Genomic DNA, 24,621 nt, shown 5'->3' with positions numbered 1-24,621 from the left:
CTCGCTGACCCATCCGGCCACGCTCCAGACGACGACAACCACAACTGCACAAGCGTCACCTCAAGAGCCCTCTCGACTAGCTCGCCGTCCTTGCCGAGGGGGCTCGGCTTGTGCCCTCCGGTCCGGCCTCCGGTCCGCCCGTCGGATCGGTCGCCGGTCCGGTCACCGCGCAACCTGGCGGACGGGGAAGGCCACATCGCACACCGGGTCCAACGGGCCCGCCGCGTCCCAGTCCGCGAAGTAGACCTCCCGGCACGGACCGTCGTACTCCAGGACGGCCGCCGAACCCTTCCCCGGGCCGCCCCGCCGGGCCACCCACCCCTCCACCGCCTCGAAGGCCGCCAGGATCTGCGGATGGGCCACCTGCGCCTTGCTGATCCGCGTGTACGCCAGCGTGCGCGCCGGCTCGATGCGCACCTTCGTCTCCCAGGCCCGCCCGTGCCGCTCCGCCCAGGCCCTGGCCGCCGCCTCGTCCGCCACCGGGACACAGGCCTCGGCCGGCCCGTCGCTCTCCATGGACACCTCCGCGTAGTACACGACGAACGGCACCCCGGTCACACCCCCGCACTCGCGGGCCGCCGCCTCCAGCCGGCCCAGCGCGGCGCCGATCCAGGCGGGCAGCTCGTCCGCCAGGGTGTGCCGCGTCTCGGTGATCACCACCTGCGCCGGCACCTCCACCGTCTCCACCGCGAACGTCTCGTGCATCTCCGAACTCCTTCCCGACAGCCGTCCACGGAGATACGCGGCCAGGGTCCGCTGCCCGGCGACCCGCTGCTCGACATCCGCCCAGTAGGCGGCCAGCAGCCGAGCGGCCGTGTCGCCGTGCGCCGCCTCGACCACCTCGGCGACGCGCGCCAGCGGCATGTCCAGCCGGCGCAGCAGCGCCACCAGCCGGGCGCGCTCCACCTGCCCGGCCCGGTAGTAGCGGTAGCCGGTCGCCTCGTCGACGTGCGCCGGCGCCAGCAGCCCCAGCCGGTCGTACAGGCGCAGCGCCTTCGCCGAGAGCCGGGACCGCGCCGCGAACGCGCCGATCGTGAGCAGTCCCTCGTCCACAGCGTCAGCGTCCTCCACGGCCACATCCTCCGTCACCGGGCACCCGTGGCCCGGCTGAACCGACGCTCGTCCCTGCCCCAGGGGCAAGGTCAAGCGGCGGGAACGGGAAACGCCGACGGCGGTCACGGGACCGTCTCCCGTGACCGCCGTCGCAAGACCCCGTACGTCAGCCGATGGCCTTCTCCACCGCGGCCACGACCTCCGCCGACTCCGGCTCGGTCTGCGGTGCGAACCGGGCGACGACCTGGCCGTCCCGCCCGATCAGGAACTTCTCGAAGTTCCAGCGGATGTCACCGGTGTGCCCCTCGCCGTCGGCGAAGGGGGTGAGACGGTCGTACAGCGGGTGCCGGCCGGCCCCGTTGACCTCGACCTTCTCGGTCAGCGGGAAGGTCACGCCGTACGTTGCCGAGCAGAACTCGGCGATCTCCTCGGCGCTGCCGGGCTCCTGCCCCATGAACTGGTTGCAGGGCACCCCGAGCACGGTGAAGCCCTGCGCCGCGTACCGCTCCTGCAGCCGCTCCAGGCCGCCGTACTGCGGGGTCAGACCGCACTTGGAGGCCACGTTGACAATGAGCACGGCCTGGCCGGCATAGCCCGGCAGGTCGGCGGAACCGCCCTGGAGAGCACCGATCTCGATGTCGAGCACGGACCCGTTGTTCTCGGTAGTCGTCATGAGCGGATGCTAACTCCGCGCAGTGACCGCGCGGGTGCCGGCCTCCACCAGCACGTCCCCCGCCGCCGTCCGCGAGTACAGCACCGACCGCCCGGCCCGCCGCCGTTCCACCAGCCCGGCATCCAGCAGGACGCGCAGATGCCGCCCGACGGAGCCCAGCCCCTGCCCGGTCACCGCCGTCAGATGGGTCGTGCTCAGCGGGGCGTCCAGCAGCACCAGCACACCGGCGCGCGCGCCGCCCAGCAGCGCCGCGAGGGCAGCCGGGACCGCCTGCGCCGCGGGGTCGGAGAGCGCGCCGGCGCACGGGTAGACCAGCGCGTAACGGTCCGGCTCCTCCCAGGAGACCCAGCCGGTCCTGGGCGTCACCGGGACGAGCAGCAGATCCGCACCGGAGATCTCGCGGGGCGGGTGCTCGTGCAGGTTGACCTGGAGCCGGTTGGCGCCGAGCCAGCGGGTCCGCCCCGGCCGCACCGAGTCCAGCACCTCGGCCCAGCCGCCCCGGCTGACCTGCGCGGTCCGGGCGAACACATCCGCCTCCAGAATCCGCCGCCGCCGCTCCCAGGTCGGCCGTACGGTCACCTCCCACACGTACGTCAGCAGCTCGGCCGCCCGCCCGGGCAGGTCGTCGCGCTCCAGGGCGGCGGGCAGCGGACCGGCGAGGGCGACCCGGAGGTGCGCCCGGGCCTCGTCGGGGCGGGCCGACCGCACCCGCGCGATACCGGCCTCGACGCTCTCGCCGTCCCGGGGAGTGGGGGTGAGGAAGTCGGCGGTCCAGACGCGGCCGAGCCCGGCACGGATCAGCAGCGCGGTCACGGGGTCGGCGGCGAGCCGTGCCCGGTAGGCGGGCAGATGCGCGTCCAGCCAGTGCCGCTCGCCGGGATGGGCTGCGGTGCCGCCGTGCAACAGCCGGAGACTCGCGAAGGTCTCGGCGAAGGGAGAGAGCAGAAAGCGGCTACGGGCAAGCGTGTCCGCGTTGAGCTGCCACCAACCCAAGGGGGTCTCCCTGTCCTTGGACCCTCTCGCTTCCGCGGAGGGTCTGGCGCCTGTCAGGGCCTGTCACCTTCGCGGAGGGTCTGGCGCCCGTTAGAGCCTCTCGCATCCGCGGAGGGCCCGGCGCGAGTGAGAGCCTCTTGCTTCCGCGGGAGGCTCACCACTCGTGAGGACCTTTCGCGTCCGTGCGAAACAATAACGGCCGCCCGCAGCGCCCCCGAGACTCCCGACCATGCCCACCAGCTACCGGTCCCTTTTCCGCACACCCGAGTTCACCCCCCTCTTCCTCGGCTCCGCCGCCCAGAACGCCGGCGGTACCGTCGGCGGGCTCGCCCTCGGCACGCTCGTCTACCGCAGCACCGGCTCCCCCCTCCTCTCCGCGCTCAGCATGTTCGGCCCCTCCCTCGCCCAGGTGCTCGGCGCGACCTTCCTGCTCTCCGGCGCCGACCGGCTGCCCCCGCGCACCACCCTCGCCGCGATCTCGGCCACCTTCGCCGCCGGCACGGCGGCCATGGCGCTGCCCGGCCTCCCGCCCGGCGTCCTGCTCACCGCCGTCCTGCTGCTCGGCCTCGTCGCCTCGCTCGGCGGCGGGGTCCGCTGGGGACTGCTGAACGAGATCCTCGCCAAGGACGGCTATCTGCCCGGGCGTTCGCTGTTCAACATGATGAGCGGGCTGGTGCAGATCACCGGTTACGCCACCGGCGGCGCCCTGCTCGCCGCCGTCTCCCCCCGCGTCTGCCTGCTGCTCGCGGCGGCCCTCTACCTGACGTCCGCCGTCGTGACCCGCGCCGGCCTCACCGCCCGCCCGCCCCGTGCCGCCGGCCGCCCCTCCGTCGCGGAGACCCGCCGCACCAACGCCCTGCTGTGGGCGTCCCGCCCGCGCCGCCTCACCTATCTCGGCCTGTGGCTGCCCAACGGTCTGGTCGTCGGCTGCGAGTCGTTGTACGTGTCGTACACCCCGGGCGCGGCCGGCACCCTCTTCGCCTGCGCAGCCCTCGGCATGCTGGCCGGTGACGTGACCGTCGGCCGCCTGCTCCCGCCCGCCGTCCGCACCCGCACGGCCACCCCCCTGCTCCTGCTCCTGGCCACGCCCTACCTGCTCTTCGTCCTCCACCCGCCGCTGGCACTCGCCGCGGTGTGCGTCACCGTCGCCTCCGTCGGCTTCGGCGCGAGCCTGGTCCAGCAGGAGCGGCTGATGAGCCTGACGCCCGACGAACTCAGCGGCCACGCACTGGGGTTGCACTCGGCGGGCATGCTGACCATGCAGGGCGTGGGTGCGGCACTGGCGGGCTCGGTGGCCCAACTCACCTCGCCCGCCAGCGCGATGACCCTGATGGCACTCGCGTCACTTGCCGTGACGCTGACGCTGGCTACTGCCGGTCGGCAGGAGCGGAGGATCCCGGCGCCGGCTGCCGCGGATCCCGCGGAGCGGTGACCCCGGCAGCGGGCCCGAACCTGTCCGCGACGGCGGCGATCTGCTCGATACCGGCCTTGAGGGCGGCCTGCCCCTCCGGAGCCTCCGGTTCCCGCTCGTTCTTCTCGACCTCCTGGTCGAGCCGCTTGGTCGCACGCTCGAAGTAACGCAGCAACTCGACCGGGAAGGGCATCACCAGCGTGGAGTTCTTCTCGGCCGCGACCTCGACGACCGTCTGCAGCAGCCGCAACTGCATCGCCTCGGGCGAGTCGGACATGATCCGGGAGACGTTGGCGAGCTGCTGCGCGGCCTGGAACTCACCGTCGGCGGTGATGACGCGGGCCCGCCGCTCCCGCTCGGCCTCAGCCTGCCGGGACATGGACCGCTTCAGCGACTCCGGCAGCTGTACGTCCTTGATCTCGACGCGGTCGATGTGGATGCCCCACTCGGCGGCCGGGCTGTCGATCATCAGGGCGAGACCCTCGTGCAGGCGCTCCCGGTCGGTGAGCAGGTCGTCGAGGTCGCTCTTGCCGATGATGGACCGCAGCGAGGACTGGGCGACCTGCCCGACGGCGAAGACGTAGTCCTGCACCTCGATCGCGGCGCGGATCGGGTCGGTGACCCGGAAGTAGACGACGGCGTCCACCTTCACGGACACGTTGTCCTTGGTGATGCCCTCCTGGGTGGGCACCGGCATGGTGACCACCTGCACGTTCACCTTGCGCATCCGGTCGGCGAAGGGCACGAGGAAGGTGATCCCCGGGTGCCGGTAGGTGGGCAGCGCCTTGCCCCACCGGAACACGACCCCGCGCTCGACCTGGTTGACCACCCGCATACCGCTGCGCAGCACGAACAGGCCCAGGACGAAGGCGATTACGACCCCTATGACGGCGCCGTCCATCGGCACTCACTCCATTCTCGGACGTGATCCGGACAAGGATCCGGCAAGGAGGATGACACCGGCCCGGCTCCCCGGGATGCCGGGACGGGCGTCAGGAGTGCGTAAAGAAAACGGCCGGGATCCGCGTAACGCCCGCGCTCCGAGGGGACCTTGACGGTGTCGTCAGGACGGGCCGGCCACGGGTCGGCGGAGGGGGCGGACGGGGTCGTGGCGGGGGAGACGGGAATCCGGGCGGGTACACGCGGGGCACGGATCATCGGCGTGCTGCTGCTGACCGGCTCCCTGGTCGCGGCGCTCGCCTGCTGCTACCTGGCGGCGGTGATGCTGCCGACCACCCTGGACCAGTACCGGGAGTACCAGGCGGCCGAGGCCTGCCCCGACAGCCCGCCGGCCGGGGCGCGGAACTGCGTCTTCACCGTCACCTTCACCGTGTGGAACACGGTGATCGACGACGGCGGCAGGGCCACCCACTACCAGGCGACCCTGTTCGGCCCGTCCGGCCGGGCCGACGTGGTCGACTTCGGCGACCCGGGGCCGGTGCTGCTGAAGGTCCGGCCCGGGGACCGGGTCAGCGGCACGGTCTGGCGCGGTCACGTGACGCGGCTCGCCGCGCACGGACAGGAGCAGGGCACCGCCGACGAACCCCGTGACGAACCCCAGATGTACGCCGGCCTCGCCGTGACCGTCGGGCTGCTGGCGGTGCTGAGCCTGTGGTTCGGGGTCGTACGACTCCTGCGGCCACGGAACCCGGAGCCGTACACCTGGCGCCCCATGGGCCGATGGCTCCTGGGGACCGTCCTGGCCGCCGGTCTCGTCTGGGCCTACGTGGCCCTCTGGCTCCACATCCCCTGGCAGGCCGTTCCCCCCGTGGCCGTGGCCCTGACCGCCCTCGCCGCCCGGTCCCTGGTCGCCGGCCGCCGGGACCGGCCGCACCCCGAACCGCCAACGGTCCCGATCCGCTAGGACTCCGCCGCGGACGACGACGCGAGAACGCCCGGCCGGGAAACCCCGGCCGGGCGCCTGCTCGCGTGCAGCGACGGTGTGGCTCCACGCACCTAGTCGACGTCCACCGGACCGTCGTCCGACTTCTTCCCCTTGCTGGAGGGCAGCTGGAGCAGGGAGCCGGCGCTGCCGCTGCCCTCGCTCTTGGCGGGCCGCTGGCCGTCGGAGTCCTGGTTGCCCAGGTTCTGCCGGACCGAATCGAGGATCGTCAGACCCTGGGACACCAGGCCGGCGGCGATCTCGCCGAGACCGTCCGCGCCGTTGAGGACGTTCACGTTGGCGCCGGCGAGGCCGCCGGCGGCCTCCTTGACGATCTGCGGGAGCTGGTCGATCAGCATCCGGTCGAGCGCGACCCGGTCGTACGACGCCGCCGCCTCCGCCTGGATCTTCATCCGCTGCGCCTCGGCGGCCGCGAGGATCCTGACCCGCTCGGCCTCGGCCTCGGCGGGCCTCACGACCTCGGCGACCAGCTGCTGCTGGCGCAGCTTGGCCTGGCGCAGCGCCAGCTCCGTCTGGGCGGCGAGCACCTCCTGCTGGGCGTGTGCCTGGGCCAGCGGCCCGGCCTGCGCGGCCTGCGCCTGGGCGCGGTCCACCTCGGCCGAGTACTCGGCCTTGACGATCGCGGTCTGCCGGGCGTACTCGGCCTGGTTGCGGGCCGCGACCTGCTCCGCCTCGACCGAGGCCTGGGTGGCCTGCGCCTGGGCGATCTGCGCCTGCCGCTGGATGGCCGCCTTGTGCGGCGCGGACATCGCGTCGATGTAGCCGGTGTCGCCGTCGTCGATGGACTGGATCTGCAGCGAGTCGACGATCAGACCGATCTTCGCCATCTCCGTCTTGGAGGTGTCCAGGACCTCCGCGGCGAGCTTCTGCCGCTCGGTGACGATCTCCTCGACGGTCATCGAGCCGATGATGGCCCGCAGGTGGCCGGCGAAGATCCGGCCGGTGAGCACGGACATCTGCTCCTGGTCGGAGAGGAAACGCTGACCCGCGTTGATGATGCTCTCGTGGTCGTTGCCGACCTTGAAGGCGATGACCGCGCGGACGTGCAATGCGATGCCCTGTCTGGTCACGCAGGTCTCGGTGACCTCGGCCTCGCACATGGACAGGGTCAGGAATCGGACCTTCCGTAGGACCGGCAGCACGAACTTGCCGTGCCCCGTCACCACTCGGAACGGCGCGCCCCCCAGTCCCCGCCTGCCCCCCGAGATCAACATCGCCTCGTCGGGAGCGGGTACGCGGTATCCGAACATTCCTTTTACTCCTCAGCCGGCCTCGGCACGGTCGCCGAGCGCGTCCAATGGATCCACCCACTCGATGACGCCCACCTCGCGGCATCCACGTGATTCGATCACGAGCACCGTGGCGCCCACCGGAAGGGGATCCTCCGACCAGGCGAGGAAGGTCTCGGAGCCGCCCCTGACCCGCACGAGGACCTCGCCGGGACCCGCCGAACCGCGCGTCCCGATGAGAACCTCCCCCGTGCAGCCGATCACGGCCTCGTCCTGCGGCATCACCGGCCGTCCTCCTCGTCCTGGCCCATGATTCCGACGATAGACCCACCTGGCCCAGCACCCAATGGCCAGGGACCAGGTCCTGGAACGGCGGCGCTACCCGTCGAAGACGAAGAGCGGTTTCGCCCCGTGCGCGGGTGCTTCGGCGAACTCGACGGCCTCGGCGAAACCGTCGAGCGGGAAGGGCCGGCCCTCGGGGATGGTCAGCACCGCCTTGGTGACGAGACTGCGTACCTCGGACAGCGCGACCAGCACGTCCTCAGGAGAGGCGGCGCCGAACCAGCGGTTCAGCCAGAAGCCGCGGACCGCCTTGGCCTCGTAAATGACCGAGCGTGCCTGCAGCGGGATCGTCAGCGCCGCCGGGTCGGTCTGCCGGTGGGTGGAGAGCGCGCCGTAGACCACGACCTCGCCGCCCGGCGCCAGCGCCTGGGACACCTGGGCGCCCACGGGACCCGCGACACAGTCGGTGGCCTTGCGCACACCGGCCGGTCCGGCGATCTCGGCCACCCGCTGGGACAGATCCTCGTCCTCCGTGCAGATGACCTCGTCACCGCCGAGGGCCTTGATCTCGTCGACGGCCGCGCGCCGCCGGACCACGTTGATCGTGGGGATGGCCAGATGCCGGGCCAGCTGGATGACCAGCTTGCCGACGGTGGAGCCCGCGGCCGTCTGCAACAGCCACTCGCCCGGCTGCACGGTGAGTTCGCGGGTCACCAGGAGCAACGCGGTCAACGGGTTGACGGCGAGCTGACAAGCGCGGGCGTCGCTGAGCCGGTCGGGGACGGGCAGAAGCCGGTGGGCGTCGGCGACGAGGTACTCCTGCCAGGTACCGGCCACCGGCGGCCCGGGCACCGCCGGAACGGCGACGGCGACCACGCGCTCGCCGATGCTCAGTCCCTCGGTGTCCGGACCCAGGGCCTCGACACGGCCCACGCACTCCATGTGCCCGCCCACCGTGGGAAAGACGGGCGAGAAACCGTAACGGCCCCGCAGCACATGCAGATCACTGGCGTGGATCGGAGTCGCCCTCACCCGGATCAACGCCTGACCGGGCCCGGGCGTGGGAACCGGCCGGGACTCCAGCCGCAGAACGTCGACCGGCTCGCCTGCCGTCGCGGCTACGAGCGCGCGCATGGTGTGCGCCATGGGTGACCTCGTCTCTCAGCGCCCGGCGGACCCGGCGGGCGGCCCGGACAGGAACGGCACCGGAACGACACCGGCGCCGGCACCCTCGATGACGCCCGGGCTCCGGCCTCCAGCCTCCACAGCCCCGAAGCTCCCGCAATCACGCTATGCGCGACGGCGGGCCCCTGCAATCGGTGAACCGCGCTCCTGCGGTGGCCGGGGAACGGTTCGCCGTACGCCTGCGTCGTCCCTCTGCGGGGGCACGGCGGCCGTGTTCCGGAGAGGGGAGACCGGATGCGGGCGGACGGCTTCGTCAAGTGGACACGTCGGTTCGAGGACGAGCGCGAGCGCAGACGCGCCCAGGGGGACCCGGACTGGGACCGCGGCGCGGCACTGCCCGCCGCGGTGTGGACCAGCGTCCAGCGCTTCCAGGTCGGCGAGGACGGCGACGGCGCCAACCTCGTCGGCAAGGCGGACCAGGCCGGCGACACCGACTACGGGCAGGCGGTCCGGCTCTTCATCGCCGAGGAACAGAACCATGCCCGGCTGCTCGCCCGGCTGCTGGCCGCGGGAGGCCTGCCGACGTTGCCCGGGCACTGGAGCGACACGGTCTTCGTACGGCTACGGCGTCTCATGGGCCTGCGCATGGAGCTGCTGGTGCTGATGGTCGCGGAGGTGGTGGCGCTGCGCTACTACCGCGCCCTGCGCGACGGCACCGACGACCCGCTCACCACGGACGTGGCAGGGCGGATCCTCCGCGACGAGGAGCGGCACGTGCCGTTCCACTGCGAACGGCTGCACGCCTCCCTGGCGGAACTGCCCCGTGCGACGCGCCGCCCGGTCATGGCCCTGTGGCGGCTTCTTCTGCTCGTGGCCACTCTCGTCGTCGTCGCCGACCACGGCCCGGCACTGCGCCGGCTCGGCCTCGGACGCCTCCGCTTCGCGGGCGATGTCATGACCTCGTCCCGCACGGTGGTCTCGGCCGTGCTGACGCCGAGCCCGGACGCATGGACGAACACGAACTGACGGGAGACGGGCCGGGGTTGGCGCATCCGGCTGAATCTCACGTGAGCCGCGATCCTCGGCTCTTCGGAGTCCGGCAGCCTGCCGATGTCGAGAACGCGCCACCGGCTCCGTCCCAGGCGCGAAAGCGGCCACCAGCAGCCGTACCCGAGGAGAAGGAGAGACCGGCATGGCGATTCAGCGGATGGACAACGTCGGCATCGTCGTCGAGGACCTGGACGCCGCCGTCGCGTTCTTCGTGGAACTCGGTATGGAACTGGAGGGCAGGGCGGAGGTCGGGGGCCTCGTCGCCGACCAGTGCACCGGACTCGACGGCGTCCGCTGCGACATCGCGATGGTCCGGACCCCGGACGGCCGCAGCCGGCTCGAACTGGCGAAGTACCGCAGCCCCGCGGCGGTCAGCGCCGGACCGCGCAACCGGCCGCACAACATTCTGGGTACCCACCGCGTCATGTTCGCCGTCGACGACATCGAGGACACCGTCACCCGCCTCCGCCCCCACGGAGCCGAACTCGTCGGCGAGATCGCCCGGTTCGAGGACAGCTATCTGCTCTGCTACGTCCGCGGCCCGGAGGGCATCATCGTCGGCCTGGCCGAACAGCTCCACTGACCGGGGGAGCTGCTGATCACACGCGCTGTCCCTCGCTGCCGGCTCCCCCCCTGCACGCTCTGCAGCACCCCCTGACCGGGGATCGATCTACCACGATCGGGTGAATCCGGCAGGTAAGCGGCAACCGCACGCCATCTTCACATGTCCCCCATCTTGTCTTCGGTAGCCGACACTTCAGGGGGACCCATGAACAACAACCAGCCGTCACAGCGTCCCGAATGGGCCGGCTCGCAGCAGCCCTACGGTCCGGACCCCCACGGACGGCAGCCGTTCCCGCCCCAGCCGCCGAAAAGGGGACCCGGCGCGGGCAAGGTCATCGGCCTGGGCTGTCTCGGTCTCGCCGGCGTGGCCGTCGTCCTCGGCATCGCCGTCGCGGCTGTCGGCGGCAGCGGCTCGGACGGCTCCGGCAGCGGCGCCTCGAAGCCGGCGTCCACCCCCACGCCCGGTGGCGAGGCGGACGCCGGAGCAAAGGACGACGGCAAGAAGGCCGGCACCTCGAAGGCCGTCGTCTTCAAGGTCTGGGGGACCGCCCCGGCGGGAGCGCTCGGTGGCCTCGACATCAACTACGGCTCCGACAGCGACACCCGCAAGGGCACGTTCAAGAACGGCACCTTCGAGGCCACTCTGCCCCTCGCCAAGGGGGCGATGTACTACACGCTCAACGCCCAACTGCAGGGCTCGGGGGACATCAACTGCAGCGTGACCGTGGACGGGCAAACCAAGTCCGGGCACGCGTCGGGCGGCTACAACATCTGCGACGCCCAGCTCACCAGCGACTTCACCGGCGGCTGGCGGTGAGAGCGGCCACAGATCCCCGGCCGTCCCGTCCCCGAACCGGAGAACCCGTACTCCCGCGCCGTAATCCGATCACGCATCATGATGGGGCAACGGTCCCGGAGCCCCGCCTCGGCACCCCTCTTGCCGCCCTTGCGCCCCGGCCTGCGACAGTGGCCCCGTGCTTCTGGATCCTGAGAACTCTCTGTTCGTCCGTGGTGCCACGCCCTGTGCTCCTGCTGGCTGACGCGCCTGTCCACGATGCCCTGCCCCTCCTGACCGCGCAGGACGGAGCGATGCCCTCGTGCGAGGGCTGGAACATCGTTGCCCGGCTCACCCTGTGTGTCGTGGACGGACCTGGGGACCACGGGCTCGTCGTCCCCGCTCTGGCCGCGCCGGTGGTGGGCGGCGCCGACGACGGCCCGGCGTCGAGCGGCATGGGCGACTGGTGCGCGGACGCCGAGCAGGCCGGCGGAGTGGTCGTCCTGTCGCTGGACCGCCTGCCTGAGGCACTCGACTGGTCGGCCCTGCTGTCCTCGGGAACTGTCCGCGGCGGGTTCATGCCTGCACTGGCCTGACCGTAGGAGCGTCGGACTCGTGAAGCGAGCAGCACGCACGCTCACCTGTGCTGACGGTCCGCCGACCTCCGCGCTCGTTCGCCGCTGTTCCTCGCTCGGTCTGGTGCGGTCGCCTTCGTTGTTGTACTTCGTTGCTGTACCGCATGGGGCTGCCTCAGCTCACTCAACCGCACCGTAGGTCGAGCGTCCCGCCCTCCCCCGACGTGCCCGTCTCGATCCTCAGCAGGCGGTGGCCGTCCCGCTCTCCGAACTGGGTGATCTTCCCGTCCACGTAGTCTCCGTCAACGGCTTTCAGACGCTGCTCAAATGTCCCCACCGTGAGGGGAGTGCTCACCTCCAGTGTGGACATCGGCCGGCAGTACCCGCCGTTGCCCGGACTGGATGTCGCATGAGCCGACCCATCGATGACTCCGGTCCCTTCGACCTGCAACGCATGGCTACGCATTGACCGCTCATAGGCTGCGGCTTCTCGATCGTGACGCGGTGGTTCGACTCGGTTGGGCTCGGCTTCTGCCGAAGTCGGACGGCGGGGTGCGGCCGGTGGCCTTCCCGACCGAACTCCTGCCGGACGGGGAGCGGCACCTCGACGCCTACGCCGGCCGTGGCCGTGACGGACACGTCCTCCTCGGGCCCCAGGGCGGCCAGTTACGGCGCGGCGACCTCCGGGACGACTGGAACAGGACCCGGAAAGACGCCGGGGGCACGGCCGACGCTCACTTCCACGACCTTCGGCACACGGGCAACACCGGAGTGGGATCGAATCCTTGCCGGGGAGTGTCCGGCGGTGCTGGGAGGTGCTATTTCGCCTGGTCAGTGCCCATGCGACTGCGCGCGCGGTCCCACTCGTGACACCTCGTGCCGGACAGTCCGCTCACGCATCGCGCACGCATGAAGCCCGCTTCCTGGAATGCGAAGGGGTGCACTCCGGGCCGGCGCCCCAGGATGCGTACCGAGTCATGATCTAGTGGCGCAACAGCCAACGCCAGCGCGGCTGTTCGAGCACGACCGACGTCGCAGCCAGCGCGGTCGCGACGACCGCCGCCCACGTGGGCCACGCGAACCACGGCGCCACCGCTGCGGCGGCCAGTTCGAGGAGCACGAGCAGGAGCATCGCCGCGCCGGGGATCGCCACCGGCGGGTCGAAGGGGCGGTCGCCGGGTGTTCCGACGACGGCCGGAAGTCCGATCAGCAGGACCAGCACGATGGTCGCGACCGCCCAGTCGACCCGGTGCAGCGCCCACGGGGTGGCCGTCCAGCCAATCAGTTCGGTCAGGAACCGCAGCCCGGAGGCGGCGTTGGTGCGGTTCGGGGAGTCGGCGGCCTGGGTCATGGTCCCTCCCCGGCATGGAGCGGCGCCGTTTCGGGCCCGCCGCCGGCGGCCGCGGCGGCCCGCATGCCGTTGACGGGCGTGTCGACGACGAACCGGTGGCTGTCGGCGGGGTCGCGCTCCATCTGGAAGGCATCGTTGCTTTCGAGGCCGACGAAGCCGTGGATGACGGTGTGCGGCGCTCGGACCGCGTCGATGGCTCGCTCGTCGGTCAGCCCGAGGCTGGCGACCGCGTCGAACAGGATCCGCACCGCTTCGGAGGTCACGGCCTGGTACTCCTCGTCTTCGGGGCGCGGGGCACGGATGCCGGCGGCCCGGGTCAGGACCGCGTCGGTGTCGCCGACGGTCTGGAGGCCGACGCTCCGCCGGAGGGCGTCCGGCGCATCGACGTGCTTGTACAGCGACGGTGTCCGCACGCCGACCCGCTCGGCCAGCAGGCCCATGGCCAGGCCGGCGAAGCCGGCCTCGTCGGCGAGTTGCGACGCGGCCGCAATGACCGTGGCCCGGTCGAGTCCGGCCCTAGGCACGGGCCGTCTCCAGGAATGAGCGCACCAGGCCGACCACTGCCGACGGGAACTGGACCTGCGGGTAGTGGCCCGCCCCCGGGAGCATCTCGAGCCGGCCGACGCCCTCCGGCAGCGCGGCCACGATGGCCTCGCCCTCGGCCTTCGGGTCACTCCAGTCGGGATCGAGGGTGCCCATGACGACCAGGACCGGGCAGTGCACGTCGCCGAGTTGGGCACCGGCGTCGGCGGCGCTGTTCATCTGCTTCTGCAGGGCCTTCATCCGGCCCGGCTCGTGCAGCATCGCGTCGGTGCGCTCGAGGCTCGCGGCCCAGTCCGCCGGGCGCGGCTCCGGGGTCGCGAGCTCCAGGTACTTCCGCCACTGCTTGTGGCTGCCGAACATCGCGACGGCCGAGATCGCCTTCGCGGCCTTGCGGTAGCGGGACACGCCCAGGGCGCTCAGCGAATACTCCACCTTGCGGGTGAACGGCGCCAGTTCGACGACGGCGCTCACGAGCGCCGGCGCCCTGGCAGCGGCGATCGTCGCGGCACCGCCGGAGATGGAGTGGCCGACCAGCACCGCGGGACCGCCGAGATGCTCGATCAGTGCGATCAGGTCGCCGGCGATGTCGGTGCGGGTGCAGGACGGCCACGTCGCGGTCGACTCGCCGCTGCCTCGCAGGTCCACGGCCGCGACCCGGTAACCGGCGGCCACCAGCTCTGGGACCATGAACCGATAGGCGTCGCGGCTCTGGCCGATCCCGTGCGCAAGCACCATCAGCGGCCCGGAGCCGGTCACCTCGTAGGCGACGGTGCCGCCTTCCACGTTCAGGAACTCAGTCATGTCGATCTCCGTAGCTCGTCTCGACAGCCACGACAGCGGAATCAGCGGCCGGGCCGGGAACCGGGCCGGTCAGCGGCCGGGCAGGTGGTCCAGCGGCGCGGAGCGGCGCTCCAGGAGCTCGGCGTAGGTGCCGTCCCGCTCGGCCCAGCGCAGCGGCAGCGCGGCCTCGGCAATGATCTCGCGGGTCGTAGGCTCCACGGCCAGCAGCTCCATCACCTCGTCGAGGTAGTCGTCGACCGGCACGGCCGCCGGGTTGAGCTTCGCCATCGCCGGGGTCGCGACGGCCGGCGGCACGAGCTCGGCCACCTCCACGCCGGTCCCGGCCAGGTGCGCCCGCAGCGACTCGGTGTAGGAGTGGACCGCGGCCTTCGTGGCGCCGTAGGTGGCCATGAGCGGGAAGGGCAGGAACGCGATTCCCGAGCTCACCGTGATGATCGTTCCGGCGCCGCGGCCGATCAGGTGCGGCGTGAAGGCGTCGATCACCCGGATGGTACCGAGCAGGTTCGTGGCGACCATGTTCTCGGCGTCGGTGATGTGCGCGGGGTCGCGCAGGTCTTCGGTGAGCAGGACTCCGGACATCGTGACGACGACGTCGAGGCCGGGGTGCGCCGCGAGTACCTCGTCGCGGGCCCGCAGGACCGAGGCGGGGTCGGTGACGTCGATCTGAACGGACTGCAGGCCGTCCCGTGGCTCGGGCTGGCGCCCGCCGACGACGACCGTGTTGCCGTCCTTCGCGAACCGGTGCGCGAGTTCGAGCCCGATGCCAGAGGTGCCACCGACGATGAACACTGTGCGATTGGTGAGCTTCACCAGAATCTCCCTGTGACGTTCGGTAGTCGTCCAGCGACTACCGGATCTTCCACAAGCAGGCTCGCTCACATGCTTTGGAACGGGAGAGGCCCTGCCGATCCGGGGTGTGCCAGGACCCCCTCTGCGCCCGTCGGCCGCGGCTACCGTGGGAGGTATGCCTCAAGACGACGCGAACCGGCTGGGCGAGTACCTGCACGCCCGCCGCGACCTGGTCACGCCTCAGCAGGCCGGCATCCCCGGTGGCGCCAACCGGCGCGTCCCAGGGCTTCGCCGCGAGGAGGTCGCGATGCTTGCAGGTATCAGTGCGGACTACTACCTGCGGCTGGAGCGCGGCAGGGATCACAACCCCTCCCCGCAGGTGCTCCAGGCCATCGCCCGTGTCCTGCGCCTCGACGACCTGGAAACCGAGTACCTGCTCGGACTCAACGTGCCCCGCCCGCCGGCCCGCCGCAAGCAGCGCACACCGCGCCTGCCCGCCCGGTTGCACCATCTGTTGGCGGCCGTGGACGTGCCGGCGTTCGTCGAGGACCGGCACTTCGACGTCCTCGCCTCCAACCGGCTCGCGATGGCGCTGTCGCCGCGGCTGCGGCCTGGCGGGAACCGGCTGCGCTCCCTGCTGCTCGACCCCGAGGAACGCCACTTCCAGCACGACTGGGAGGCGGCGGTCGTCGACTCCGTCGCGGCGTTTCGCCGTTCGGTGGACGACAGCGTCACCGACCAGCGCTCAGTCGAACTCGTCGGCGAGCTGTCCCTGGCCAGCAACCGCTTCCGCACCCTGTGGGCACGGCACGACATCAAAGCGCTCGGCTACACCAGCACCGTCAACCATCCGGTCGTAGGCGAACTGCACCTCAACCGCGAGAAGCTCGCCGTCGGAGACCTGCTGCTCGTGCTCTACTACCCGGACCAGGACAGCGACGCAGCCGAGAAGCTCCAACTGCTGACCTCCCTCGCCCCCGCCGGCGGGCAGCAGCCCGCTGCGGCCGTCGACCCGCTGACAGGACGAGACGTCCACGCCTGCCACCCATCGCAGGGCAGTCGGGACCGGCACGGACCGTGAAGCCCTGCTCGCTCTGACAAATACGCTGTTGATCACTGAGTTGGCGGTGTTCTGACCTGTGACTGCAGTGATCGTTACCGAACGGGGGGACTGGAACCACGTGAGCGCTCCTGCGGGCGGCGAGCCCCCAGCGGCCCGGCATGCGGACGAGCGCCTGCCGGGCCACCGCATGGTGATCCGGCGTTCCTGCCGGCCGCTCGCCGTATGGCTGACGGTCCGCATCACGGCGGGCCGTCGACCGGCGTGGGGTGGGGAGCTGCCGTGCTGAATCGGCCGGCACGGCGCCGCAGGTGACGGTGGCCGGCGTAGTGCCGGGGAGCCGCAGGAGCCGCGACCCCGGCTCCGTAGAAGAGCCGTTTGCCGATTTCGATCAGGGCCAGGTAGGCGAGGATCATGCCGACCAGCGTGGCGAAGAACCCTCCCGGAAGCGGTTGGAAGCCCAGGGCGTGGGCGAGCGGGGTGGCCGGCAGCACCGCACCGACGGTGACGACGCCGAGCGCGGCGAGGGTCAGCGGCAGGCTGGGGTGGCTGCGGAAGAACGGGATGCGCCGGGTGCGGATGGCGAAGATCACCAGGGTCTGGGTGGCCAGCGACTCGACGAACCAGCCGGAGCGGAACTGGGCCGGGCCGGAGTGGAAGACCCAGAGCATGACGCCGAAGGTGACGAAGTCGAACACCGAGCTGAGCGGCCCGAAGGAGATCATGAACCGGCGGATGAAGGCGATGTCCCAGTGCGAGGGCTTGCGCAGCTGGTCCTCGTCCACGTTGTCGGTCGGGATGGCCAGCTGACTGCTGTCGTAGAGAAGGTTGTTCAGCAGGATCTGTGAGGGGAGCATCGGCAGGAAGGACAGGAACAGCGAGGCGCCCGCGGCGGAGGCCATGTTGCCGAAGTTGCTGGAAGTGCCCATCAGCACGTACTTGATGGTGTTGGCGAAGATCCGGCGTCCCTCGGCCACACCGTCCGCGAGGACGTCGAGATCCTTCTCCAGCAGGATGACGTCGGCCGCGTCCTTGGCGACGTCGGTGGCCGAGTCGACGGAGATGCCCACGTCGGCCGCATGCAGTGCCAGTGCGTCGTTGACTCCGTCGCCCAGGAACGCCACGCCGCCGCGGCTGCGCCGTTGCGCGTGCACGATACGGGCCTTGGCCTCGGGACTCACGCGCGCGAAGACGGTGGTCCCGGTGATCGCTTCGGCCAGATGCGCGTCGTCCAGGGCATCGACCTCGCTGCCGGTCATCGCGCCCGCGTCGGTGAGGCCGAGGTCACGGCAGACCTTGGCGGCGACCGCGGCGTTGTCGCCGGTGACGACCTTCACCGCGATGCCCAGGTCGGCGAGTCTGCGCAGCGCTGTGGCGGCGCCCGGTTTGGGCGGGTCGAGGAACACCAGCAGCCCGGCCAGGCTCAGCTCCCTCTCGTCCCCGGGCTCGACGGCCTGCGTTCCGGGGGCGACGGGCCGGGTGGCGACGGCGATCACGCGGTTTCCTGCCGCGAACTCGGCCGCCAGCGCGTCGCGGGCTCCGGGCGGGACGTCGACGCAGCGGTCCAGGACGGTTTCCGGAGCGCCTTTGGTGACCAGGCTCGAACGGCCGTCCCTGTCCCGCACGAGGACCGAGATCATGCGCCGTTCGTGATCGAAGGGCAGCACCGCGACCTGGGTGTACCCGTCCAGCGCGGCCCGCTCGCCCGCGGCGGCCGGAGACCGCCACAGGGCCTGGTCCAACGGGTTCCCGCCGACATCCCGTGCATCCCGCGCCGCGTTGTCGGTACTGAGCAGCCCCCACTTCACCACCGTCCCGGAATCGAGGTCACCGGCGGGAACGGCGCGCATGTACTCGATACGGCCCAGGGTGAGCGTGCCTGTCTTGTCGGTGAACAGGACATCGACATCGCCCAGGTCCTCGATGCAGACCAGCCGCTTGACCAGCACCTTGCGCCGGCTCATCCGGCGCGACCCGGCGGCCAGACTGGTCGACACGACGGCGGGCAGCAGCTGCGGGGTGATACCGACCGCGATGGCCAGCGAGAACAGCAAGGCGTCGATGATCGGCTTGTGAAGCACCACGTTGATCACGAAGATCGAGCTGGTCAACGCGCCCGCCACGTAGACCAGCAGCAGGGAGAAGCGCCGCAGTCCGACCTGGAACTCGGTGTCGAGAGGGTGGGTGTCGAGCCCGGCGGCGATCTTGCCGAACTCGGTGTGTGCTCCGATGGCCACCACCACGCCGCGGGCAGCGCCCGTCCGAACGACCGCGCCCATGAGAGCGCACCCGGACAATTCGGCCAGCGGGGTCCCGGCCGGGACCGCGGCAGCGGTCTTGTCCACCGGGAGCGACTCGCCGGTCAGGACCGACTCGTCGCACTCCAGACCGATGACCTCCAGCAGCCGCAGGTCCGCCGGGACGATGTCACCCAGACGCAGGTCCACCACGTCACCGGGGACCAGCGCCGTGACATCCACCAGGGTCGTCCGGCCGTCGCGCAGCGCCACGGTCTGATGGCGGATCTGGGAGTGCAGCGCCTCGGCGGCTCTCTCGGCGCGATACTCGTTGACGAAGCCCAGCCCCACGGACGCGCTCACGATCAGCCCGATGATCACCGCATCGCCTCGCTCGCCCACCAGGAAGGACGCCACAGCGGCCGCCACCAGCAGCCCGAGCAACGGCGAGCGGAGCTGATGCCACAGCACCGGGAGTACCCGGGCACGGTGCGTGGCGACCGCATTGGGGCCGAACTGCGCATGCCGTCGCGCGGCCTCCTCACTACCCAGGCCCTCCCCGGCGACGACACCGAGCGCACGAAGGACCTCGTCCCCCGACACGGACGCCGCCGACACCACCCCGCCCGCGAGCACGGACGGCTGCGCCGGAGCGGAGACGCTCACCCTGCCCGGCCTTCGGAGGCGGGTGGCACGTTCCTCGACGTGGGGCGCCGGCTGGTCTCACGATCCCGGCACTGCTGCTTGGTCATGCGCATCGCCGTCCTGGGTGTCATGCCATCCCGGCCGGTGAGAACGCGGGGTCCACAGACCCGGCGGGCTCCAGGGTTCCAGCATCGCACGCTCATTGCGCTTGGACGCGAGCCGCATGGCGCACCCGCCGAGTGCCACCGAGGAACTCGGCGGAGGTACCGGCACACCGCACAGCGGCGGCAACGGGAGGCGTACGCGAATTGCCTGCTCGTGGATCGCACAGCGCCTTCCGGTGCGGGATCACTTGCCCGCCCGCGCCCGGCCGGTCTGCCGGTACTCCTCCACCGGGACGTGGTCGACCCGGTTCCCATCCGGGCGGTGCGGAGCAGGCCGTCGAGGTGGGCGATTTCGTGGCGGACGGGGCGGACGAGGCCGCGTTCACAGACGGTGGCAGGGGACTCGCCGGTCAGGGCGGTGGCCCTGCCGTGATCTTCGGCGGACGGGGTACCTCGTCCTTGCCCTGGACGCCGTCGATACGGGCAGTCCCGCGCGTCGCGGCGATCGCGCAGGCCGGCGTGGCTGCCTCGGTCTTGTCTCCGGGCACTCTCCAGGCAGCGGGGACAGTCGGTGGCGAGGAGGGCGGTGAGAGAGTGAGTACCTGCTCGCCGGCGCGCGTCTCCCGGCCCACCGAACTCAGGGCTGCGAGCACACTCAGGACTTCGGGCGAGAGGTTGGCCGGCGGTGCCCTTGCCGCTGCCGATCCTGGCGATCACCGGGCCGCCTCCGCGGAGACGGCGTGGTTCATGGTCTGCGCGATGTCGCCGATCAGGGTGCGGACGGCGTCCAGGGCGCGCTCGGTCTGCGCGAGGACGGCGGTGTCCCCAGGGAAGGTATCGCCTCCGGCGTTGAGGCGGTGGCGATCTGGTTGACGTTGTTGCCGATCCGCGCGACCTCGGCCCGCAGGGCGTCGAGCTTGTCGAGGCAGTCGTCGAGCTGGGTGCGCTGCCCGCCAGGCCCACGGAGAGATCGCCGTCCAGGTACGCCATGATCACGGCGTCGAGGAGGTGGGCGCCGGCGATGCCCAGCTTGCGGCCGCGGGTGAGGATCCGGATCTTTTCGTCAATGCTGTAGCGGACGTCGGTACTCCGGCTTCAAAGCGCCCTGCATCAGCGACTCAAGCCGCTCTACCGGCTTCTCGTATGCGGCGCCGGGCCGGCTCGTCCTTCGCGGGCATCTCGCACAGCTCCCCACCTCTGCCCGCAGCCCGTGTGTGCCATATCTGTGCTGCGAGCGCGAAGGCCCTCCTGTCCGTCCGACGGAAGGGCCTCTGACCAGGTATTTCGCTGTGCCCCCGGCAGGATTCGAACCTGCGACACCCGCTTTGGGAGTGGGATTGGATCCTTGCCCCCTGGTCGGAAGAGCACGGCGAGCCACTTAATCCGGCTTACGCCGTCCTGTGCCGGACCAGCTCACGTATTGCTCACGCGCTGCCGGCTGCTGAGCAGCGCCAGATCAGACCTGCCCGAGGTCGATCTCCACTGGGAACGGGGCCACTACCTTGAGGACGCCGGTGAACACGTCTCCGTCCCGGTAGGTCTGTGTCGCGGGGTCGAGAATGTAGGTGTACACGAGCGGAACGCCTGTCGCGGCCTGCTCGATCCGCCAGTAGAAGCCGATGCCTGCCTTGGCGTACTGGTCGACCTTCACGATCCGGTCGGTGGTCTCCGAGCCCGGCGACACCACCTCCGCGACCAGCAGCACGTGCTCGGGGCGGGTGGGGGTGACGTCGATGGTGTCTGCGCGGTACACGACGACGTCCGGGCGGCGATTGGTGAGCGGGACGTCCTGAAGCCGGACGTCGAAGTCCGTGTCGGCGTTCCACTCCGGGCCCGCGGCGGCGTCCAGGGCGTTCGCCAGGATCCGGGCCAGCCGGTTGTGCCGCTTGGACGCGCTCGGACTCACGACGACGATCCCGTCCACGATCTCGATACCGGCACACTGCTCCTCGGACCAGGACTCGTACTCCTCCGCCGTGATCTGCTCATGCATCCACGCCGGGGCCATCATCTCGGCCGTCATGAAGCACCTCCCGGACACTGTGCTGCGGGCCCGATCCCGCTGGATTCAGCGTACTGTCCGCTATCCGCCGGGCATGCTGATCCCGCTCACGCCCTCCCTGTCGGCCGGCGTCCGACCAGCCGCCTGGACTTGGTTCGCCTGGTCTGCAGGGGACGCACGTATCCGAGTTCTTCGAGCAGCCCGAGCACTGGGCTGACAGCAGAGACGGTCTTGAACCGGCGGGAGACGGTAACGACGTCCCTGTACGGGGCATTGGAGTGGCGGACGATCGAAACCAGGGGTTTCAGCTCGCTCCCTCGGCGGCTGGTTGTGCACCAGCCTCGTTGGGGGAAGGGGGCCGCACTGGGCGAGGTAGAGGCGCCTGCCGTCAAATGGTGCCGTAAAAACGGCCCGGACCATGATCGGTCCGGGCCGTTTTGCCTGGTGCCCCCGGCAGGATTCGAACCTGCGACACCCGCTTTAGGAGTCTTCGCTGGGCGGGGCTGTGACCTGCGGGAACGTGCACTGCATGGCGTCCGGTCTGGGAAAATACTCCTCCGTAGTTCTCGCTCGTTCGCGGGGTTTCCCGACCTGATGTGTGCTGAATGCGTTCTGCCCGGAGGACGCTCGCTCGCCAGGGGATGTACGGCGGCCCGAGACGCGTTGTAGTAGTTGCACCGTGTCGCCATACTGGGCGGCCGATCACGCCCCCGCACGACTTGGGATCCTACGAGGTCAGGGCGCGCCGGGGACCCTGCTTCGTCTGCGCGTTTGTTCCGGGTCACCCTGACTACGAGCACCACACGGTCTTTGAGGACGAGGACAACGTGGCCTTCCTCGACCGGTGGCCCACCTTGGCCGGCAAGGTGCTGGTGGCACCGAAGCAGCATGTCGAGCACGTCGTTCGAGATCTTGACCAAGATGCACGTCCGGCTTTCGCTGGTCGTTCGGGAGGTTGCCCTCGCGGTGGAGGACTGCGTGGGAGCCGAGCGTACGTACCTGTACTCGCTGGGGAGCCAGCAAGGCAATGCGCATCCGCACTGGCACATCGCCGGGCTGCCCCCGGCCGTCCCGTACGAGCGGCAGCAGTTCCACGCGCTGATGGCGGAGAACGGTGTGTTGGCCATGAGCCACGAGGAATCCTCCGCGGTGGCCGGGCGCATCCGTGAGTCCGTCGCAGCTCGACAGGGGCTCCGGGGGTGAGGACGAGAGGCGGTGCGGGTCGGGCCGAGGATCAGGAGGGGCGCTCATCGGCCTCGCCGTTGTCATCGAGGTGTGTTCGGGGAGCGGGTACGGCTCGACGGACAGGTTGACGAACCTGGTGAAGCCTTGGCGGAGGCGGAAGGCGAGGACTCCTTCGCGGGTGTTGAGCCAGGTGAGGGCCGCTATTCCTTGACTGCTCCGGCGTTGGCGTCCTGCACGAAGTAGCGCTGGAAGCAGAAGAAAAGCGCTGCCACCGGCAGTGTGGACAGCAGGGCCGCCGCCAGTTTCAGCGGGTACTGCTTGCCGCCGCCGAGGCCGCCGGAGACGAGTCGGGCGAGGCCGGTGGTGAGGGTCTCGTACTGGCTGGACTGGGTGGCCACGAGGAAGTGGGTGAACTCGTTCCACGAGCCCTGGAAGGAGAGGATCGTGATGGTGATCAGGGCGGGACGGGCCATCGGCAGGACCACCGACCAGAAGATGCGGAAGACGCCGGCGCCGTCGACGCGTGCGGCCTCCTCCACCTCTCGGGGTATCGACTCGAAGAACTGCTTCATGATGAAGATGCCGGCCGCGTCGACCAGCAGCGGCAGGACCATCCCGGTGTACGTGTCGAAGAGCCCGAAGGTGTTGAGCACCAGGAAGCGCGGGATCAGCAGGGCGATGCCGGGTACTGCCATGACGGCGAGGATGAAGCCGAACAGCAGGGTGCGGCCGGGAAAGCGCAGGCGGGCCAGGGCGTAGCCGGCCATCGAGTCGAACAGCACGCGTCCGGTGGTGACGACGACGGCGATGAACGCCGAGTTGCCCAGCCAGCGCAGGAAGGGCACGCCGTCGCCGGCCTTGCTGAGTCCGAACAGGCGCTGATAGGCGGCCGTTGTGGGGGTGGTGGGGATCAGGCCGAGGGGGTGCGCGGCAGCGTCCGGGTCGGTCTTGAAGCCGGTCACGAGTTGGATCACGAACGGCATGAGGTACAGCAGCCCGATCGCGGCCACCGCGGTGTATCCGAGGATCCGCAGCGGCACCGGGAATCGGCCGAGCACGGGAGACTGCTGCGACCGTGGGGACTTGGCGGTCCCGGACTTGGAGGTCATCGGTTCCTCCCCGGTCGGGCGGCGCGTTCGCGCAGCGCGTACCGCTGCAGGCCGGTCATGGTGAGGATCAGTGCGAGCAGGAGGAAGGCGATGGCCGCGCCCTGTCCGAAGTCGGCGTCGCCGAAGGCGGTCGAGTAGGACAGGAAGGCGGGGGTGAGGGTGGTGTTGCCGGGGGCGCCCTGGCTCATGACGTAGACCTGGTCGAAGACCTGCCACGTGCCGATCGTGCCCAGGGTGAGGACGAGGAAGAGGACGGGGCGCAGGGCGGGCAGCGTCACGTGGCGCAGCATCTGGAAGCGGTTGACGCCCTCAATGGCGGCGGATTCCTCCAACTCGCGGGGGATGCCCTGAAGGGCGGCGAGGAAGATCAGCATGAAGGTGCCGGAGGTCGTCCACACGGCGAGCAGGATGATCGTGCACATGGCGACGGATGGTCCGGACAGCCACTCGAACCAGGACAGTCCCATGAAGGAGTGGTCGGCGAGGGCGCCCGAGGGGTGGGTGGGGTCGGCGATGCCGAGGCCGCCGAGGAGGAGGGAGAGGACTCCGCGCGGGTCGTTGAACCAGTTCGGGCCCTTCACGCCGATCCAGGACAGCAGGGCGTTGACGGCGCCGCTGCCCTGGAAGAGGAAGAGGAAGATGGTGGAGACCGCGATCGAGCTGGTCACCGAGGGGAAGAAGAAAGTGGTGCGCAGGGCGCCGCGGCCGCGCAGCATCCGCTGGTTGACGATGAGGGCCAGTCCCAGCGCGACAATCGTCTGGAGCGGCACGGTCAGCAGCACGTAGTAGAAGTTGTTGCGCAGCGAGGTCGCGAAGAGCGTGCGGTCGAGGCCGTTCTGGGTAAGCAGGGCCCGGTAGTTGTCGAGCCCGACGAACTTCGCCTGCCCGCTGAAGGGGTTGGACTGGCCGTCCCAGTGCAGCAGGCTCACCCACAGAGCCATCAGGGTCGGCAGGACGAGGAACAGGCCGAGGACGATGACCATGGGGCTGACGAACAGCCAGCCCCAGGCTCCTTCGGCGCGGCGCCCCACGCGCGGGGCGGGCTTGGTGTGGGGCGCCGCGGCCGGGCCGGGCCCGCCGGACGCGTCAGGTGCGCCCGGCGAGTCGGCCGTCCGGGAGCTGCCGCCGGTCACCGTAGGTGTGGTGTCACGGGGGGACATGG

24 protein-coding genes are annotated in these 24,621 nt (G+C 70.7%); 8 read left to right on the top strand and 16 right to left on the bottom strand.

Translation table 11 applies throughout. The annotated features are described in order from the left end of the window. Positions 1-162: 162 nt before the first annotated feature. The 3 genes from ACFXI4_RS00785 to ACFXI4_RS00775 form a co-directional block, all read right to left on the bottom strand. Entirely contained in the window at positions 163-1,089 is a 927-nt protein-coding gene (locus ACFXI4_RS00785; RefSeq protein WP_384986922.1) for a MerR family transcriptional regulator, read from the bottom strand. A gap of 130 nt (positions 1,090-1,219) precedes the next feature. After that, the gene (locus ACFXI4_RS00780) at positions 1,220-1,726 is read right to left on the bottom strand and encodes a glutathione peroxidase (RefSeq protein WP_384986920.1); all 507 of its coding nucleotides are present in this window, start codon (positions 1,724-1,726) and stop codon (positions 1,220-1,222) included. 9 nt (positions 1,727-1,735) lie between these two features. After that, the gene (locus ACFXI4_RS00775) at positions 1,736-2,719 is read right to left on the bottom strand and encodes an ArsR/SmtB family transcription factor (RefSeq protein WP_384986918.1); all 984 of its coding nucleotides are present in this window, start codon (positions 2,717-2,719) and stop codon (positions 1,736-1,738) included. 229 nt (positions 2,720-2,948) lie between these two features. Between ACFXI4_RS00775 and ACFXI4_RS00770 the strand changes: the two genes are divergently transcribed. After that, positions 2,949-4,151, top strand: a complete 1,203-nt coding sequence (locus ACFXI4_RS00770) for an MFS transporter (RefSeq protein ID WP_384986916.1) — start codon at positions 2,949-2,951, stop codon at positions 4,149-4,151. On the opposite strand, the gene ACFXI4_RS00765 is transcribed toward ACFXI4_RS00770, so the two are convergent. Further along, positions 4,087-5,031 (bottom strand): slipin family protein, encoded by a 945-nt coding sequence (locus ACFXI4_RS00765; RefSeq protein ID WP_384986914.1) that lies wholly within the window; start codon positions 5,029-5,031, stop codon positions 4,087-4,089. The two genes, ACFXI4_RS00770 and ACFXI4_RS00765, sit on opposite strands and share 65 nt — an antisense overlap. A 261-nt stretch (positions 5,032-5,292) precedes the next feature. On the opposite strand from ACFXI4_RS00765, the gene ACFXI4_RS00760 reads away from it, so the two are divergent. Further along, the gene (locus ACFXI4_RS00760) at positions 5,293-5,994 is read left to right on the top strand and encodes a hypothetical protein (RefSeq protein WP_384986912.1); all 702 of its coding nucleotides are present in this window, start codon (positions 5,293-5,295) and stop codon (positions 5,992-5,994) included. 92 nt (positions 5,995-6,086) lie between these two features. On the opposite strand, the gene ACFXI4_RS00755 is transcribed toward ACFXI4_RS00760, so the two are convergent. From ACFXI4_RS00755 to ACFXI4_RS00745, 3 genes are all read right to left on the bottom strand, one after another. Continuing rightward, positions 6,087-7,283 (bottom strand): SPFH domain-containing protein, encoded by a 1,197-nt coding sequence (locus tag ACFXI4_RS00755; protein WP_384986910.1) that lies wholly within the window; start codon positions 7,281-7,283, stop codon positions 6,087-6,089. A gap of 12 nt (positions 7,284-7,295) precedes the next feature. Beyond that, entirely contained in the window at positions 7,296-7,544 is a 249-nt protein-coding gene (locus tag ACFXI4_RS00750) for a hypothetical protein (RefSeq protein WP_362717857.1), read from the bottom strand. A 96-nt stretch (positions 7,545-7,640) separates the two neighbouring features. Next, positions 7,641-8,690, bottom strand: coding sequence for a zinc-dependent alcohol dehydrogenase family protein (locus tag ACFXI4_RS00745; RefSeq protein ID WP_384986908.1), 1,050 nt, complete (start codon positions 8,688-8,690; stop codon positions 7,641-7,643). A 273-nt stretch (positions 8,691-8,963) separates the two neighbouring features. Here ACFXI4_RS00745 and ACFXI4_RS00740 point away from each other — a divergent pair, with 273 nt between their 5' ends. From ACFXI4_RS00740 to ACFXI4_RS00725, 4 genes are all read left to right on the top strand, one after another. Beyond that, a complete protein-coding gene (locus ACFXI4_RS00740; protein WP_384986906.1) occupies positions 8,964-9,695 on the top strand; it encodes a ferritin-like domain-containing protein in 732 nt (243 codons plus the stop codon). Positions 9,696-9,861: 166 nt separating this feature from the next. After that, positions 9,862-10,302 (top strand): VOC family protein, encoded by a 441-nt coding sequence (locus ACFXI4_RS00735; RefSeq protein ID WP_384986904.1) that lies wholly within the window; start codon positions 9,862-9,864, stop codon positions 10,300-10,302. Between the two features lie 186 nt (positions 10,303-10,488). Beyond that, a complete protein-coding gene (locus tag ACFXI4_RS00730; RefSeq protein ID WP_384986902.1) occupies positions 10,489-11,100 on the top strand; it encodes a hypothetical protein in 612 nt (203 codons plus the stop codon). A gap of 206 nt (positions 11,101-11,306) precedes the next feature. Next, a complete protein-coding gene (locus ACFXI4_RS00725) occupies positions 11,307-11,654 on the top strand; it encodes a hypothetical protein (protein WP_384986900.1) in 348 nt (115 codons plus the stop codon). 163 nt (positions 11,655-11,817) lie between these two features. On the opposite strand, the gene ACFXI4_RS00720 is transcribed toward ACFXI4_RS00725, so the two are convergent. From ACFXI4_RS00720 to ACFXI4_RS00700, 5 genes are all read right to left on the bottom strand, one after another. Then, positions 11,818-12,003 carry a hypothetical protein gene (locus tag ACFXI4_RS00720; RefSeq protein WP_384986898.1) on the bottom strand — a complete coding sequence of 62 codons (186 nt, stop codon included), beginning with the start codon at positions 12,001-12,003 and terminating at the stop codon, positions 11,818-11,820. 612 nt (positions 12,004-12,615) lie between these two features. Continuing rightward, positions 12,616-12,984 (bottom strand): hypothetical protein, encoded by a 369-nt coding sequence (locus ACFXI4_RS00715; RefSeq protein WP_384986896.1) that lies wholly within the window; start codon positions 12,982-12,984, stop codon positions 12,616-12,618. Continuing rightward, on the bottom strand, positions 12,981-13,508 hold the full coding sequence (locus tag ACFXI4_RS00710; RefSeq protein ID WP_384986894.1) for a WHG domain-containing protein: 528 nt from the start codon (positions 13,506-13,508) through the stop codon (positions 12,981-12,983). Before ACFXI4_RS00710 ends, ACFXI4_RS00715 begins: the two co-directional genes overlap by 4 nt. Then, positions 13,501-14,328 carry an alpha/beta fold hydrolase gene (locus ACFXI4_RS00705; protein ID WP_384986892.1) on the bottom strand — a complete coding sequence of 276 codons (828 nt, stop codon included), beginning with the start codon at positions 14,326-14,328 and terminating at the stop codon, positions 13,501-13,503. The genes ACFXI4_RS00710 and ACFXI4_RS00705 overlap by 8 nt, the downstream gene beginning before the upstream one ends. Positions 14,329-14,397: 69 nt before the next feature. Then, positions 14,398-15,138 (bottom strand): SDR family oxidoreductase, encoded by a 741-nt coding sequence (locus ACFXI4_RS00700; protein WP_384986890.1) that lies wholly within the window; start codon positions 15,136-15,138, stop codon positions 14,398-14,400. Between the two features lie 154 nt (positions 15,139-15,292). Here ACFXI4_RS00700 and ACFXI4_RS00695 point away from each other — a divergent pair, with 154 nt between their 5' ends. After that, positions 15,293-16,198 carry a helix-turn-helix domain-containing protein gene (locus ACFXI4_RS00695; RefSeq protein ID WP_384986888.1) on the top strand — a complete coding sequence of 302 codons (906 nt, stop codon included), beginning with the start codon at positions 15,293-15,295 and terminating at the stop codon, positions 16,196-16,198. A gap of 221 nt (positions 16,199-16,419) precedes the next feature. On the opposite strand, the gene mgtA is transcribed toward ACFXI4_RS00695, so the two are convergent. Then, entirely contained in the window at positions 16,420-19,080 is a 2,661-nt protein-coding gene (mgtA, locus tag ACFXI4_RS00690) for a magnesium-translocating P-type ATPase (RefSeq protein ID WP_384986886.1), read from the bottom strand. A 1,539-nt stretch (positions 19,081-20,619) separates the two neighbouring features. Further along, positions 20,620-21,186 carry a Uma2 family endonuclease gene (locus ACFXI4_RS00685; protein WP_384986884.1) on the bottom strand — a complete coding sequence of 189 codons (567 nt, stop codon included), beginning with the start codon at positions 21,184-21,186 and terminating at the stop codon, positions 20,620-20,622. An 867-nt stretch (positions 21,187-22,053) separates the two neighbouring features. Here ACFXI4_RS00685 and ACFXI4_RS00680 point away from each other — a divergent pair. Beyond that, complete coding sequence (locus tag ACFXI4_RS00680; RefSeq protein ID WP_384986882.1) at positions 22,054-22,368, top strand: hypothetical protein; 315 nt, start codon at positions 22,054-22,056, stop codon at positions 22,366-22,368. Positions 22,369-22,550: 182 nt separating this feature from the next. On the opposite strand, the gene ACFXI4_RS00675 is transcribed toward ACFXI4_RS00680, so the two are convergent. Both ACFXI4_RS00675 and ACFXI4_RS00670 read right to left on the bottom strand, forming a co-directional pair. Then, on the bottom strand, positions 22,551-23,459 hold the full coding sequence (locus ACFXI4_RS00675) for a carbohydrate ABC transporter permease (RefSeq protein WP_384986881.1): 909 nt from the start codon (positions 23,457-23,459) through the stop codon (positions 22,551-22,553). Next, entirely contained in the window at positions 23,456-24,619 is a 1,164-nt protein-coding gene (locus ACFXI4_RS00670) for a carbohydrate ABC transporter permease (RefSeq protein ID WP_384986879.1), read from the bottom strand. The genes ACFXI4_RS00675 and ACFXI4_RS00670 overlap by 4 nt, the downstream gene beginning before the upstream one ends. Between the last annotated feature and the right edge of the window lie 2 nt (positions 24,620-24,621).

This window comes from Streptomyces sp. NPDC059224, from assembly GCF_042754285.1.
Lineage (GTDB): Bacteria > Actinomycetota > Actinomycetes > Streptomycetales > Streptomycetaceae > Streptomyces.
Note: the sequence above shows the minus strand (reverse complement) of the source record. Positions and strands in the feature narration are given on the sequence as shown.

What these genes read in the sequence shown, in the direction of transcription:
- ACFXI4_RS00745 (WP_384986908.1), bottom strand. Translation starts at nt 8,690, where the DNA reads ATGGCGCACACCATGCGCGCGCTCGTAGCCGCGACGGCAGGCGAGCCG.
- ACFXI4_RS00755 (WP_384986910.1), bottom strand. Translation starts at nt 7,283, where the DNA reads ATGTTCGGATACCGCGTACCCGCTCCCGACGAGGCGATGTTGATCTCG.
- ACFXI4_RS00670 (WP_384986879.1), bottom strand. Translation starts at nt 24,619, where the DNA reads ATGTCCCCCCGTGACACCACACCTACGGTGACCGGCGGCAGCTCCCGG.
- ACFXI4_RS00750 (WP_362717857.1), bottom strand. Translation starts at nt 7,544, where the DNA reads ATGCCGCAGGACGAGGCCGTGATCGGCTGCACGGGGGAGGTTCTCATC.
- ACFXI4_RS00695 (WP_384986888.1), top strand. Translation starts at nt 15,293, where the DNA reads ATGCCTCAAGACGACGCGAACCGGCTGGGCGAGTACCTGCACGCCCGC.
- ACFXI4_RS00720 (WP_384986898.1), bottom strand. Translation starts at nt 12,003, where the DNA reads ATGTCCACACTGGAGGTGAGCACTCCCCTCACGGTGGGGACATTTGAG.
- ACFXI4_RS00740 (WP_384986906.1), top strand. Translation starts at nt 8,964, where the DNA reads ATGCGGGCGGACGGCTTCGTCAAGTGGACACGTCGGTTCGAGGACGAG.
- ACFXI4_RS00685 (WP_384986884.1), bottom strand. Translation starts at nt 21,186, where the DNA reads ATGACGGCCGAGATGATGGCCCCGGCGTGGATGCATGAGCAGATCACG.
- ACFXI4_RS00765 (WP_384986914.1), bottom strand. Translation starts at nt 5,031, where the DNA reads ATGGACGGCGCCGTCATAGGGGTCGTAATCGCCTTCGTCCTGGGCCTG.
- ACFXI4_RS00780 (WP_384986920.1), bottom strand. Translation starts at nt 1,726, where the DNA reads ATGACGACTACCGAGAACAACGGGTCCGTGCTCGACATCGAGATCGGT.
- ACFXI4_RS00770 (WP_384986916.1), top strand. Translation starts at nt 2,949, where the DNA reads ATGCCCACCAGCTACCGGTCCCTTTTCCGCACACCCGAGTTCACCCCC.
- ACFXI4_RS00735 (WP_384986904.1), top strand. Translation starts at nt 9,862, where the DNA reads ATGGCGATTCAGCGGATGGACAACGTCGGCATCGTCGTCGAGGACCTG.
- ACFXI4_RS00675 (WP_384986881.1), bottom strand. Translation starts at nt 23,459, where the DNA reads ATGACCTCCAAGTCCGGGACCGCCAAGTCCCCACGGTCGCAGCAGTCT.
- ACFXI4_RS00730 (WP_384986902.1), top strand. Translation starts at nt 10,489, where the DNA reads ATGAACAACAACCAGCCGTCACAGCGTCCCGAATGGGCCGGCTCGCAG.
- ACFXI4_RS00705 (WP_384986892.1), bottom strand. Translation starts at nt 14,328, where the DNA reads ATGACTGAGTTCCTGAACGTGGAAGGCGGCACCGTCGCCTACGAGGTG.
- ACFXI4_RS00715 (WP_384986896.1), bottom strand. Translation starts at nt 12,984, where the DNA reads ATGACCCAGGCCGCCGACTCCCCGAACCGCACCAACGCCGCCTCCGGG.
- ACFXI4_RS00680 (WP_384986882.1), top strand. Translation starts at nt 22,054, where the DNA reads ATGTCGAGCACGTCGTTCGAGATCTTGACCAAGATGCACGTCCGGCTT.